This is a genomic window from Knoellia terrae (assembly GCF_048606435.1).
Taxonomy (GTDB): Bacteria; Actinomycetota; Actinomycetes; order Actinomycetales; family Dermatophilaceae; genus Knoellia; species Knoellia terrae.
On sequence record NZ_JBMBWH010000008.1, the window covers coordinates 60,401 to 72,803 of the forward strand.

The following is a 12,403-nucleotide window of genomic DNA, read 5'->3' on the forward strand; positions in this document are numbered from 1 at the left end:
CGAGTCCGGCGAAGCCCAGCACGAGAAGCACCACCGACGGCAGCAGGAGCGGGGACCGCCAGGGCTGCCAGACCCAGCAGCACCCCCGGAAGCGCAACCACTCCCCCCGAGGCCGGCATCCGGCCGTGCACCGGCGGAGATCAGCACGCCTGCGAACACCAGGGCTCCCATGCCCACGCCCACGTTCCCCACACCGACCAGCGACGTGGTCTCGCGGTGAAGCCGCTCCTCAGGTCTCATGACCTCAGTGAAGCGGATGACGGAAGGCGAGTCCTGAGCACTCGTCCTCGGGTCGGGGGCCGCCGGGGTCAGTCGTCGGGGTCGGCGCTCACCGGGCGCTCGTTGTAGGTGTCGGCGCGCTCCTGACCGGTGAGCGCGGCGATGGCGTCCATGACGTCGTCGGTGAGCTGGCGACGGGCACGTCCGGCGGGCAGGCCGGCATATGCGGACGGGAGGATCGGAGTGCCGAAGGCGACGGTCACGTCGGCGAGCCGCAGCCCTCGCTGGCCGACCGGCTGCACCTTGTCGGTGCCGATGAGGCCCACGGGCACGACGGGCACCCCGGCCGTCAGCGCGAGGAACGCGACCCCGGTGCGGCCGCGGTAGAGCCGGCCGTCTCGCGAGCGGGTCCCCTCGGGGTAGACGCCGAAGGCCTTGCCGGCGCGCAGCACCTCGAGGGCGAGGTCGAGCGAGGCCTGGGCCCCGCGGGAGTCGTCACGGTCGAGCGGGATAGCGTCCCCCGCCTCCATGAAGCCGCGGACGAAGCGGCCGCGAATGCCAGTGCCCGTGAAGTACTCCTGCTTGGCGAGGAAGGAGACCTTGCGCGGAGCCGCCACGGGGATGGCGAAGCTGTCGATGAACGAGAGGTGGTTGCTCGCGAGGAGCACGCCACCCTCCTTGGGGACGTTGCCCTTCCCGAGGATCGTCGGCCGCCACACCCCGTGGGCCAGCGACATCATGAGGGTGCGCCCGACCCAGTAGTAGGTGCTCATGCGTCCTCTTCGGAGATGACCTTCCCGCCGAGGACACGTTCGACGACGGGGACACCGATCTCGCCCAAGCCCTCGATGTCCTCGTCATCCTCGCTGATCGCGGAGTCGTCGGCGACCGGCGTCTCATCCGGGTCGGGCTCGGCGGCCACCGCGACCTTGGCCCGGGCGAAGGGGCTGGCCGGTTCGGGGGCGGCGGCAGGCGGGCCGTCGCTGGTCGCCCACGCCGGTGCGGCCGGCCCACCCGTCCCGCTGCTGCCCCAGTCGGCCTGCGTGCTCGCCTGCTGTCCATGCCCGTATGCCGGCGCCTCGCCACCCCGGCCCGGCTCGCCTCCGCGGTGCGAGTCGTCCTGTGCCGGGCCGGACTGCCCGCCGGCACGTGCGGCCGGTTGCGGGCGCGTCGGTGCGGCGGCGGGCTCCGGGGCACGAGCAGGGCGGTTGGGGTCGATGGTCTGGACCCCGGCGTCACCTCCAAGCGAGGAACCGTCGGCCGGGACGCCCTCGACCCGGGCGTCGATGCCGAGGACGTCGATGAGGGCCTGCTGGACGTAGGTGGCGTGCGGGCCGCGGCGGAAGGTGTTGGCCAGTCCCGTCGTGGCGATGCCGAGGAGGAGCCGCTCGCCGTCGTAGTCAAGGACCTGCGCGTGCTCGGAGACGAAGGTCCACGTCGTGCGACGCAGCTCGAAGACCTTGGCGAGGACGTCCGGCCAGGAGCGGCGGATGGCGGCGGTGTCGAGCCCGCCCGGGCGGGCGGGAGCAGGGGCCGCTGACGGCTGCTGCACCGGCCGGTCCTCGGCAGGGGGCTGCTGCGACAAGGACGGGCGTGCCGGCTCGCGGACGCCAGGCCCGTGGTCGTAGGGCTCGTCCGTCTCCGGCGGCTCGTCGAGCGGCGGATCGGACGGGTCGGACGGGTCCGGAGCACGGTCCGGTCGCTGCGCCGGCGTCGACGGAGCCGACGACTGCCCGACCGGCTGCGGGGCCGCCGGCTGCTCCGCGACGACCGGGACCACGGGTGCCGGCGGTGCCGTCACGGCCGGCTGCGCCACCACGGGAGGCGCCGCCTGGACGGGTGCGGGCGGGGCGACCGGCGACGGCGGCGCCTGGTGGACCGGTGGGCGGGACGGGGCCGAAGGAGCGGGGGAAGCCGCCGCGGAGGGAACCCCGCCGACGTCGAGGCGACGTTCGAGACGGTCGAGGCGGGCGGCATACCCGCTCTCCCCGGCGGCGCCGGGCAGCAGCAGGCGCGCGGCGATGAGCTCGAGCTGGAGCCGCGGCGCGGTCGCCCCGGTCATCTCGGACAGCCCGGCGTTGACGATGTCGGCCGCCCGCGAGAGCGCGCCGGTGCCGAACGCCGCCGCCTGCTGGCGCATGCGCTCGAGCTGGTCGGGCGGCAGCGCCCGTAGCACGGCGGAGGCGCCGTCGGGCACGGCGGCGACGACGATGAGATCGCGCAGCCGCTCGAGCAGGTCCTCGATGAAGCGCCGCGGGTCGAGCCCGGTCTCGATGACCCGCTCGATCGACGAGAACGCCCCGATGCCGTCGCCGGCCCCGAAGGCGTCGATCGTCGCGTCGAGCAGCTCACCGTCGGTGAACCCGAGCAGCGACGCGGCGGACTCGTAGGTCAGGCCCTCGTCACCCGAGCCCGCGATGAGCTGGTCGAGCACGGAGAGCGAGTCGCGCACCGAGCCACCACCGGCGCGCACGACGAAGGACAGCACGCCCGGGGCGACCGACACCTCCTCGGCGACGCAGAGACGCTCCATGTAGTCGGTGAGCTGCCCGGGCGGCACGAGGCGGAAGGGGTAGTGGTGGGTGCGCGAGCGGATCGTGCCGATGACCTTCTCGGGCTCGGTCGTCGCGAAGACGAACTTCACGTGCTCCGGCGGCTCCTCGACGATCTTCAGCAGCGCGTTGAAGCCCTGAGGCGTCACCATGTGCGCCTCGTCGATGATGTAGATCTTGTAGCGGCTCTGCGCCGGCCCGTAGGACGCGCGTTCGCGCAGGTCACGGGCGTCGTCGACGCCACCGTGGCTGGCCGCGTCGATCTCGATGACGTCCACCGTGCCGGCGCCGCCGCGGGCCAGGGCCACGCACGAGTCGCAGGTGCCGCACGGCGTCGCGGTCGGGCCCTGCTCGCAGTTGAGGCACCGGGCGAGGATGCGGGCGCTCGTCGTCTTGCCACAGCCACGGGGTCCGCTGAAGAGGTACGCGTGGTTGACCCGCCCGGTCCGCAGGGCCTGCATGAGCGGCTCGGTGACGTGCTCCTGCCCGATGACGTCGGCGAACGTCTCGGGGCGGTAGCGGCGGTAGAGGGCGGTGCTCACGCGCCCAACCTAGTCGCCCCGAAGGACACCCGAGATGCCGCCCGCACCCGGCTGTGGACGCGGTCGCTAGCCTTCGCGCCATGGACGTGCGCGGGACCGACGTGTCGAAGGTGGTGGGCCCGGCGACCCTCCTGGCTCCCGTGTCCGTGACCGCGGAGAGCGGCACCTGCCTGGTCCTCCGCGGCCCCAACGGCTCCGGCAAGACCACCCTTCTGAGGATTCTCATGGGCGCCCTGCCGCCGACGACGGGCACCGCGACCATCGGCGACGCGACCGCCGACGAGCGTGACCCTTCCGTGCGCAGAGCCGTCGCCGCGCTGGTCGGTGCACCGGCGACGTACCGCGACCTGACCCTGCGCGACCACCTCGTGCTCCTCGACGCCACGTGGGCCGGTGACGCCGACACCTGCGACGACCGCGTCGCCGCCGCGCTCACCGGGCTCGGCATCGGTGAGCTCGGCGCGCGGTTCCCGCACGAGCTGTCCTCCGGTCAGTCGCAGCTGTTCCGGCTGGCGTTGACGCTCTTCCGCCCGTCCGAGGTTCTCATGCTCGACGAGCCCGAGCAGCGCCTCGACACCGAGAAGCGGACGCTCGTCGCGGAGATCGTCGCCGCCCGGCGCGACGCCGGCACGACGGTCGTGCTCGCCTGCCACGACCCGCTCGTCACCGACCGCGTGGCCGACCGGGTCGTCGACCTCGTCGGGGCGATGGACTGAGGGGGCCATGACAACGAGCGCCGTCGGTGACCGCGAGCGCCTCGCCGACATCCGCCACGTGCTGCACGGTCCCTCCGGCAACCCGGCGCGCAAGGAGGTGGCGTATGCCGCCTACGTCGCCGTGATCCTCGCGGGCCTCTACGGCTTCCCCGTGCTGCGCGCCCTCGTCCTGGCCGGGGACCGTGAGGCCATGGGCTCCGCCCTGCGCTCCCCTTGTGCGGCGCTCGTCACCCTCGCCGTCACCGCGGTCCTCGCGCTGCTGGGGCGAGAGGCCGGGCGGGTCCGCGGACCGGTGGTCGCGCCCGTGCCGTGGGTGGACCACGTCGTCGCCTCCTCGCTCGACCGGTGGGCGGCCCTGCGTCCGTGGTTCGGATACTCACTGTTCGCCGCCCTCTTCGCCGGCGGCCTGTCCGGGCTGCTCGTCGGCGCGGCGTTCGTCGGCGCCCGGGCGGCGGCCTGGTGGTTCGTGCCGGTCGCCGTCGTCGCCGGACTGGTCGTCGGCCTGGTCGCAGGTGCGTCATGGCTGCTCGGCCAGTCGCGACTGTCCCCTCCCCTGCCTCGTATGCCGGGGCACGAGTCCCCGTCCCCCGTCGGCACCGTGGCCCACGAGGTGAGGCGGATGGGGCTGGGGGAGCTGCGCACCCAGGCCTCGCGCTCGAACCGCATCGTGGGCGGGGTCCACGCCGGGGACCTGCGCGCCGTCCGGCTCGAGGCGGCACGACCCGTCACCCGAGGCCGCAGCCTGAGGCTGAGGCGTCGGGGACCGGTGGCGACCCTCGTGGCCCGCGACGTCCTCGGTCTGCGGCGCGCTCCGGCGGCCGCCCTCGTCGGGCTGCTCCTCTCGGTGCTCGGCGGGGGAACCCTCGGCGCCACCCTCGGCTCCAGCGCCGTCCCCCCGCTCGTCGGGTTCGTCGCCGCCGGCATCGCCTACGCCGGGTTCGGCGCCCTGGCCGAGGGCCTGCGGCTGGAGGCGGACACCGTCGGCACACCCGCACTCTTCGGCGCCCCGCCGGTCCGCGCCGCCGCGACCCACCTCGTCGTGCCCGGGCTGACCCACCTGCTCGCCACGACCGGCGCCGGTTCGCTCACCGGGTCGGCGCTCGGCGCCACCGTCGGCGACGTCCTGCCGTGGTGCGTCATGACGACGGTGGTCGTCGCCGGCGGAAGTCTCCTCGCGGCATACCGAGGTCGTCCACCGACGACGTTCAGCGCCGTGCCGACACCACAGACGGTGGCGATCTGGTACTCGACACCCCTCGTGCTCTGCACCGTGCTCGTCGGCGGCATGGTCTGGGGCGCCACCCGGTGGCCCACCTCGGGGCTGCTCGTCATCGCGGCCTGGGTGGCGGGGGCGAGCATGCTCTACGCCGGACTGCGACGGGTCGACGCCGAGTCGATGTCCCACCGCGACGTCTGAGCGGCTGACGACCCGGCTTCAGTGACCGGTGCGGGGCCGCACCGTGTTCGGCGGTCCTGCGACGCCGACGTATCGTCGTGGTGTGCGCATCGACGTCTGGTCCGACCTGGTCTGCCCCTTCTGCCACGTGGGGCGCCGCCGCCTCGAGCTCGCCGTGGACGAGTTCCTCGCCGGCGACCCGGAGCGGGAGGTGGAGGTGACCTGGCACAGCTACCAGCTGGACCGGTCCGCTCCGGCCGTGCTCGAGGGCTCGAACGTGGACCGCATCGCCGAGAAGTACGGCCGCTCGCGCGAGGAGATGGTGGCCCAGCACGAGGCCATGGCCGCCGACGCGGCCGCCGTCGGGCTCGACTTCCAGTGGGACAAGGTCGTCGGCGGCAACTCCTTCGACGCCCATCGGGTGATCCACCTCGCCCGGGCCCGCGGTCTCGAGACGCCCGTCACCGACCGCCTCATGCGCGGCTGGTACTCCGAGGGCGCGGCGCTCGGTGACACCGACACGCTCGTGCGGCTCGCCGTCGAGGGCGGGCTCGGCGAGAAGGACGTGCGCGAGACGCTCGGCTCCGACGCCTACGGCTACGACGTGCGCGCCGACGAGGCCACGGCCAACCAGATCGGCATCACGGCCGTGCCGACGTTCGTGCTCGACCAGAAGTTCGCCGTCACCGGCGCCCAGCCCGTCGACGGCCTCGTCCGGGCCCTCGAGCTCACCTGGGAGGACCGGGGCACCGCGCCCGAGGCCCGCGGAGGCGGCTGCGGCGGGTGCGAGGGCGGCTGCGCCTGCGGCGCCTGAGCGCCGCCTCGGAACGACCTCGGCAGGTCCGGGCGCGGACATGAAGACACCCCGCGTACCTGGAAGAGCTCACCTGCCCTTGCTGCATTCCTGCCCTGGGGGAGTTCGGTGAGGTACCACCACACGGGGTGCCGGGTTCAAGTCTAACCCGGCCTCGCAGGGACGCCAATCCGGTCCGGCACCTGCTCGACCGCCGGTGTGCACTGCTGTGGCACAGCGCAGCAGCGCACAGCGCGGCGCGGACCCGGACGCACGCGGCGGCGCGACCCCCCACGCCCCCGTCAGGCGAGGTGCACGTATGCCGGGTGGCGCGGGATCGTTCCCGTCTGAGCCAGGAGACCCGCGAGGTGCAGGGCGCCGTCGAGGGCGCCGCCACTCGAGGGGGTCAGCGACGCGCCGGCGGCGGCAAGCCCGGCCTCGAGGGCCGAGCGCACCGGCGCGGCCCCCAGGAGCCCACCCGTGGCGACGAGCGTCGGCGAGGGGATGCCGGCGGCGGCCGAGAGCAGGGACTCGGCCAGCGCCTCCCCCGCCTCGCGGCAGATCCGTGCAGCGACCTCGTCCCCCAGCTCTGCCACCGCGACCACCGCCGGCGCGAACGACGCCAGCAGCTCCGGCGCGTCGCCACCGGTCATGACCCGCCGCGGCCAGTGCGAGGTGGCGCCGAACGCGGACACCCCGGCGGAGAGCAGCCGTTCGGACCCACCCGGCAGCCCGTCGTGGTGGCGGAGGCCTGCCTTGAGACCCAGAAGTCCCACCCAGGCGGCCGATCCCCGGTCGCCGAGCACGTGCCCCCAGCCGTCGACGAGGCGCCACACCGAGGTGTCGGCCGACCCGAAGTCGGACGCGAACGCCACCGCGCCGGTCCCGGCGGCCACGACCGCTCCCGGCCGCACACCGCCGACCGCTCCGACCAGCGAGGCCACGGCGTCGCTCACGACCGCCGTCCGGCCGGCGCCCAAGGACGACGACACCACCCGCACGACCTCGCGCGGGTCCGACAGGAACAGCAGCCCCCGCTGCGACCAGCAGACCGCGGCCACGTCGGTGACGTCGCCCTCGCGCAGGAGTCGGGCAGCGTCCGCGGCGAGCGAGGTCACGTCGATCTCCCGGGACCCGATCCGAGCGCCGGGTGCGGAGACGACGGCGCCGGGCCGGCCGGCATACGTCCACTGGAGGCGCAGCCCGGACCCACCCACGTCCACACCGACGACGGCGCTCACTCGAGTCGGCGCCACCGTCGTGGCCCTGCGCCGCGCCGCGACACGGCGGACGGGTGGGGGGAGGCTCCCATGCACCCAACGTACGACCTGTGCGGCACGGCTCAGCCCGAACTGCCCCGAGTCCTCCGGACCGACGGGCATGCGAAAGGGCCCCGACGGACGTCGTCGGGGCCCTCTGGCTGGCGGAGGATAGGGGATTCGAACCCCTGAGGGTGTTAACCCAACGCGCTTTCCAAGCGCGCGCACTAGGCCACTATGCGAATCCTCCACCGCGGAGGTTACCCGAGCGTCGAACGCCGACGAAATCGGCTCACAGCACGCGCGAGGAGCCTCTCCGTGGCACGTGACCTCCTGGGTGTCGGGTATCCGGGGTCATGCACGCAGCGGTGACACCGGATCCCCGACACCCCGCACGGAGATGGCCCGGGCCGCCCCACTCGGCGCACCTGCCGAGCCGCTCGGCTCGCCGCTCGTCGAACCACTGGTCGCGCCCCCCGCGGCACCGACACGATGGGTGCCATGAGCAACGACGCCTACGCCGCGGCATACACGGAGTCGATCGAGGACCCGGACGCGTTCTGGCGACGGGCCGCCGAGCGGATCGAGTGGATCACTCCCCCGACCGCGATCCTCGACGACTCGAACCCGCCGCTCTACCGCTGGTTCACCGGAGCGACGCTCAACACCTGCTTCAACGCCCTCGACCGGCACGTGCGCGACGGGCGCGGCGAGCAGCCGGCGCTCATCCACGACAGTCCCGTGACCGGGACGACGCAGACCCTCACGTATGCCGACCTGCTGGCTCGGGTCGCGACGTTCGCCGGTGCGCTGGCGAGCCTGGGGGTCGAGAAGGGCGACCGCGTCGTCGTCTACATGCCGATGGTCCCCGAGGCCGTCGTGGCGATGCTCGCCTGCGCCCGCCTCGGTGCCATCCACTCCGTGGTCTTCGGCGGGTTCGCGCCGGCCGAGCTCGCCGCCCGGATCGAGGACGCCGCGCCCAAGGTCGTCGTCGCGGCGAGCTGTGGGATCGAGCCCAGCCGGGTCGTCGAGTACAAGCCGATGCTCGACGCCGCCCTCGACCGGAGCACGCACAAGCCGGAGTCGGTCATCGTGTTCCAGCGCGAGCAGGCACGGGCCGCCGTCGGCGAGCGCGACACCGACTGGGAGGAGCTCGACTGGGACGCGCTCGTCGCCGACGCCGAGCCGGCCGACTGCGTCGAGGTCGGCGCCACCGACCCCCTCTACATCCTCTACACCTCGGGCACGACCGGCCGTCCGAAGGGGATCGTCCGCGACAACGGCGGCCACGCGGTCGCGCTGCGCTGGTCGATGGACCACATCTACGGGATCGACCCGGGCGACGTGTGGTTCACGGCCAGCGACGTCGGCTGGGTCGTCGGCCACTCCTACATCGTCTACGCACCCCTGCTCACCGGTGCGACGACGATCCTCTACGAGGGCAAACCGGTCGGCACGCCGGACGCCGGTGCGTTCTGGCGGGTCGTCGCCGAGCACGGGGTGCGGGCCATGTTCACGGCGCCCACGGCATACCGCGCCATCAAGCGGGACGACCCTAGGGGGGAGCTGTTGCGCGAGCACGACGTCTCCTCGCTCGAGACGGTCTTCCTCGCCGGGGAGCGCCTCGACCCCGACACCTACGAGTGGGCGACCTCGACGCTCGGCGTGCCCGTCGTCGACAACTGGTGGCAGACCGAGACCGGATGGCCCATCGCGGCGAACCTGCGTGGGCTCGAGCCGATGCCGATCAAGCCCGGCTCGCCGTCGGTGCCGGTGCCGGGGTATGCCGTCGAGATCCTCGACGAGACCGGTTCGCCCCTGCCCGCCGGCCAGGAGGGCGCGATCTGCCTGCGGCTCCCGATGCCGCCGGGGACCCTGCCGACGCTCTGGGGCGACGACGAGCGCTACGTCGCCGGGTACCTGTCGGCGTTCCCCGGCTACTACCTCACGGGGGACGGCGGCTTCGTCGACGAGGACGGCTACCTCTACGTCATGGGCCGGACCGACGACGTCCTCAACGTCGCCGGGCACCGCCTGTCGACGGGGTCGATGGAGGCCGCGCTCGCCGGGCACCCCGACGTCGCGGAGTGCGCCGTGATCGGTGTCGCGGACGAGCTCAAGGGGCAGCTGCCCCGCGGCCTGGTCGTCCTCAAGGGTGGCGTCGACTCCGACGGGGAGGCCGGTGACCGCATCCGCGCGGAGCTGGTCAAACGGGTGCGCGACGAGGTGGGCGCGGTCGCCGCGCTGCGCGACGTCGACATCGTGGCGGGCCTGCCGAAGACGCGCTCCGGCAAGATCCTGCGTCGGACGATGCGCGAGATCGCGGACGGCAAGGTGCCGAACGTCCCGGCGACGATCGAGGACGCCTCGGTGCTCGACCGGCTCACGTCGGTGCTGCGACCCGGGGGCTGAGACGGCGCGACCCGGCCCCCTCGGCCGGTCCTAGGCTGACCGGGTGCAGGGGGTCTTCACGGGGTTCGCGACGATCGGTGTCGTCATCGCCGTCGGGGCCCTCCTCGCCCACCTGCGCATCGTCGACCTCACCGCCCAGCGGGTCCTCTCGCAGGTCGCGTTCTTCGTCGGGTCGCCGGCCCTCATGGTCATGACGCTCAGCCGGGCCGACGTGCAGGACGTGCTCTCCAAGAACCTCGTCGCCACCTCGGCCGGTGTCCTCGTGCCGGTCGTCGTCTATGCCGTCTGCGCCCGCTGGATCTGGCGCCGACGCCTCGGCGACGCAACGATCGGCGCGCTGTCGTCCGCCTACGTGAACGCGGGCAACCTCGGCATCCCGGTCGCGAGCTACGTGCTCGGCGACGCGGCCCTCGTCGCGCCTACCCTGCTGCTCCAGCTCCTCGTGCTCCAGCCGGTGGCCCTCGCGCTGCTCGACACCGACGCCCGCGGGCGGGCCCCGTCCCCCCTCCAGCTCATGCGGCAGCCGTTCACCAACCCGCTGACCCTCGGCTCGCTCGCGGGCGTGCTGCTGTCCGTCACCGGCTGGACCCTCCCGGCCTTCGTCGGCAACCCCCTCGAGCTGCTCGGCAACCTCGCCGTCCCGTCCATGCTCATCGCCTACGGGATCGCCCTGCGGCTGGGCCCGGGCCTGGGCGCCGCGGGGTCCGCGGGAGAGCTCGCGACGACGTCCGCGCTCAAGCTCGTGGTCCAGCCGCTCGTGGCGTATGCCGTGGCGCACCTCGCGCTCGGCGTCGAGGGTCCGGCGCTGCTCGCCGTCGTCGTCACGTCCGCGCTCCCCACGGCGCAGAACATCTTCGTGCACGCGACCCGCTACGACCGTGGGACGGTGCTCGCGCGGGACACCATCCTCATCACGACCGTGGGCGCCGTGCCGGTGATCCTGCTCATCGCCGCCCTGCTCGGCTGAGGCCCCTATCCTGAGCGCGTGCCGAGAACTGCGCTCGAGGAGGAGACAGTGGCCGACGTCGGGGTCCTGCGGGAGCGGCTGTGGACCGGGGCGACGGTCATCACGGCCGTGCGCACGGTCGCCTCGGCCGCCGTCGCGGCGTGGGCGGCATACGACGGCAGCCTGACCCTGCTCGTCGTGGCCCTCGGCATCTACTGGGTCGGCGACATCGCCGACGGCACGTGGGCGCGCCTGCGCGGGTGCGAGACCCGCATCGGTGCCGTGCTCGACATCTTCTCGGACCGCTTCAACGCCGGCGCCTTCTACCTCGGGCTGGCCTGGCTGCAGCCGGAGCTCTCGCCGGCGATCTTCGTCTACCTCGCCGAGTTCATGGTCGTCGACACCTTCCTGTCGATCGCCTTCCTCGCCTGGCCGATCCGCAGCCCCAACTACTTCTACGTCGTCGACCGCGCCATCTGGCGATGGAACTGGTCCAAGCCGGCCAAGGCCGTCAACAGCGCTCTCTTCGCCGTGCTCCTCCTCGCCACCGGATGGGTGTGGCTCGGCCTGGCCATCGCGGCGGCGCTGCTCGTCCTCAAGTGCTGGTCGGTGGTGCGGCTGCTGCGGATCGGGCTCCCCGTCCCGTCCGCGGCCCATGTGGGGTGAGTCGCTGGCGGTGCTCGGCCTGGCGGTGGCCTCGGCCCTCGTCCCGCTCATCAACATCGAGGCGATTCTCGTGCTCGCCGCCGCCCAGGGGCAGGCGCCGACGTGGCTCCTCGTCGCCGGTGCCACGGTGGGCCAGATGCTGGGGAAGGCGCTCTGGTACTACGGCGGTCGCGAGCTCGACCGGTTCGGCTTCGTCTCCCGTCGCATGGAGCGCCCACGGGCGAAGGCCTCGATGGCCCGCTGGCGGCTGCGCACCGAGGGGCGACCGTGGTTCTGCGCGGGGCTGCTCTTCGTCTCGGCGTCGACGGGCGTGCCCCCGTATGCCGTGCTCTGCGTCCTCGCCGGAGCCCTGCGCGTGCCGCTTCCCGTCTTCCTCGTCACCGGGCTGCTCGGCCGGGCCGTGCGGTTCTTCGCTGTCATCGGCGGCACGACGACGGTCCTGTCGTGGTGGTGAGCCGCCACGGCGCACCACCACGGGGAATGATGAGGCGATGATCAGCCTCGAGATCGCCCGCGCCCTCCTCCACCAGTCGGGCGTGCTGTGGGAGCCGAAGGCCGGGGACCGCTTCGTCATCGAGGCCGAGCTGCTCTCGGAGGAGGTCTTCTGGGTCAGCAACCTCACCATCGAGCCTCAGCACTTCTCGGACCAGACCGTCCTCGGCTTCAACGGCACGACCGAGTGGGCCCTCGACTCCGTCAGCCTCGACCAGGCGGTCTGGCTGCCCCGCGAGGACCAGCTCAGGGAGCTGCTCGGCGACCGGCTCGAGTCGCTGCGCAGGGTCGACGGGGGCTGGGAGCTGACGTATGCCGCCAGTGACGGAACCCGGCATACGCTCACCGATGTGGACGTCGAATGCGCCTACGCGAGAGCGTTGCTGGCGATCTGACGCTGATGGCTCCGC

11 protein-coding genes, 1 tRNA gene and 1 other RNA gene are annotated in these 12,403 nt (G+C 73.3%); 8 read left to right on the forward strand and 5 right to left on the reverse strand.

Annotated features, from left to right (window positions below):
* Nucleotides 1-308 precede the first annotated feature (308 nt).
* Together ACOJV9_RS12140 and ACOJV9_RS12145 are read right to left on the reverse strand one after the other, a co-directional pair.
* Nucleotides 309-992: a lysophospholipid acyltransferase family protein gene (locus ACOJV9_RS12140; protein ID WP_420185478.1), complete on the reverse strand. Its 684-nt coding sequence runs from the start codon at nucleotides 990-992 to the stop codon at nucleotides 309-311.
* Entirely contained in the window at nucleotides 989-3,313 is a 2,325-nt protein-coding gene (locus ACOJV9_RS12145) for a DNA polymerase III subunit gamma and tau (RefSeq protein ID WP_420185479.1), read from the reverse strand. Before ACOJV9_RS12145 ends, ACOJV9_RS12140 begins: the two co-directional genes overlap by 4 nt.
* Nucleotides 3,314-3,393: 80 nt before the next feature.
* Here ACOJV9_RS12145 and ACOJV9_RS12150 point away from each other — a divergent pair, with 80 nt between their 5' ends.
* The 3 genes from ACOJV9_RS12150 (at nucleotide 3,394) to ACOJV9_RS12160 (ending at nucleotide 6,239) form a co-directional block, all read left to right on the forward strand.
* Nucleotides 3,394-4,029, forward strand: a complete 636-nt coding sequence (locus ACOJV9_RS12150) for an ABC transporter ATP-binding protein (protein ID WP_420185480.1) — start codon at nucleotides 3,394-3,396, stop codon at nucleotides 4,027-4,029.
* A gap of 7 nt (nucleotides 4,030-4,036) precedes the next feature.
* Nucleotides 4,037-5,446, forward strand: a complete 1,410-nt coding sequence (locus ACOJV9_RS12155) for a hypothetical protein (RefSeq protein WP_420185481.1) — start codon at nucleotides 4,037-4,039, stop codon at nucleotides 5,444-5,446.
* 82 nt (nucleotides 5,447-5,528) lie between these two features.
* On the forward strand, nucleotides 5,529-6,239 hold the full coding sequence (locus tag ACOJV9_RS12160) for a DsbA family oxidoreductase (protein WP_420185482.1): 711 nt from the start codon (nucleotides 5,529-5,531) through the stop codon (nucleotides 6,237-6,239).
* Between the two features lie 39 nt (nucleotides 6,240-6,278).
* Here the strand turns inward: ACOJV9_RS12160 and ffs are convergent.
* The 3 genes from ffs to ACOJV9_RS12175 all read right to left on the reverse strand — a co-directional run bounded on the left by ffs (nucleotide 6,279) and on the right by ACOJV9_RS12175 (nucleotide 7,727).
* Nucleotides 6,279-6,375, reverse strand: an RNA gene (gene ffs, locus ACOJV9_RS12165) — signal recognition particle sRNA small type.
* Nucleotides 6,376-6,520: 145 nt separating this feature from the next.
* Complete coding sequence (locus ACOJV9_RS12170; RefSeq protein ID WP_420185483.1) at nucleotides 6,521-7,474, reverse strand: BadF/BadG/BcrA/BcrD ATPase family protein; 954 nt, start codon at nucleotides 7,472-7,474, stop codon at nucleotides 6,521-6,523.
* A gap of 165 nt (nucleotides 7,475-7,639) precedes the next feature.
* Nucleotides 7,640-7,727, reverse strand: a tRNA-Ser gene (locus tag ACOJV9_RS12175).
* Nucleotides 7,728-7,978: 251 nt separating this feature from the next.
* On the opposite strand from ACOJV9_RS12175, the gene ACOJV9_RS12180 reads away from it, so the two are divergent.
* Genes ACOJV9_RS12180 through ACOJV9_RS12200 form a run of 5 tightly spaced genes read left to right on the forward strand, consistent with a single transcriptional unit; the run spans nucleotide 7,979 to nucleotide 12,388 of the window.
* Nucleotides 7,979-9,889: a propionyl-CoA synthetase gene (locus ACOJV9_RS12180; protein WP_420185484.1), complete on the forward strand. Its 1,911-nt coding sequence runs from the start codon at nucleotides 7,979-7,981 to the stop codon at nucleotides 9,887-9,889.
* A 43-nt stretch (nucleotides 9,890-9,932) separates the two neighbouring features.
* Nucleotides 9,933-10,856 (forward strand): AEC family transporter, encoded by a 924-nt coding sequence (locus ACOJV9_RS12185; protein WP_420185485.1) that lies wholly within the window; start codon nucleotides 9,933-9,935, stop codon nucleotides 10,854-10,856.
* Between the two features lie 18 nt (nucleotides 10,857-10,874).
* Complete coding sequence (locus ACOJV9_RS12190; protein ID WP_420185486.1) at nucleotides 10,875-11,501, forward strand: CDP-alcohol phosphatidyltransferase family protein; 627 nt, start codon at nucleotides 10,875-10,877, stop codon at nucleotides 11,499-11,501.
* Nucleotides 11,491-11,955, forward strand: a complete 465-nt coding sequence (locus ACOJV9_RS12195) for a VTT domain-containing protein (protein WP_420185487.1) — start codon at nucleotides 11,491-11,493, stop codon at nucleotides 11,953-11,955. The genes ACOJV9_RS12190 and ACOJV9_RS12195 overlap by 11 nt, the downstream gene beginning before the upstream one ends.
* Before the next feature lie 37 nt (nucleotides 11,956-11,992).
* Nucleotides 11,993-12,388, forward strand: a complete 396-nt coding sequence (locus tag ACOJV9_RS12200; RefSeq protein ID WP_420185488.1) for a hypothetical protein — start codon at nucleotides 11,993-11,995, stop codon at nucleotides 12,386-12,388.
* Nucleotides 12,389-12,403: the final 15 nt, after the last annotated feature.

What these genes read in the sequence shown, in the direction of transcription:
- ACOJV9_RS12180 (WP_420185484.1), top strand. Translation starts at nt 7,979, where the DNA reads ATGAGCAACGACGCCTACGCCGCGGCATACACGGAGTCGATCGAGGAC.
- ACOJV9_RS12150 (WP_420185480.1), top strand. Translation starts at nt 3,394, where the DNA reads ATGGACGTGCGCGGGACCGACGTGTCGAAGGTGGTGGGCCCGGCGACC.
- ACOJV9_RS12195 (WP_420185487.1), top strand. Translation starts at nt 11,491, where the DNA reads ATGTGGGGTGAGTCGCTGGCGGTGCTCGGCCTGGCGGTGGCCTCGGCC.
- ACOJV9_RS12200 (WP_420185488.1), top strand. Translation starts at nt 11,993, where the DNA reads ATGATCAGCCTCGAGATCGCCCGCGCCCTCCTCCACCAGTCGGGCGTG.
- ACOJV9_RS12140 (WP_420185478.1), bottom strand. Translation starts at nt 992, where the DNA reads ATGAGCACCTACTACTGGGTCGGGCGCACCCTCATGATGTCGCTGGCC.
- ACOJV9_RS12155 (WP_420185481.1), top strand. Translation starts at nt 4,037, where the DNA reads ATGACAACGAGCGCCGTCGGTGACCGCGAGCGCCTCGCCGACATCCGC.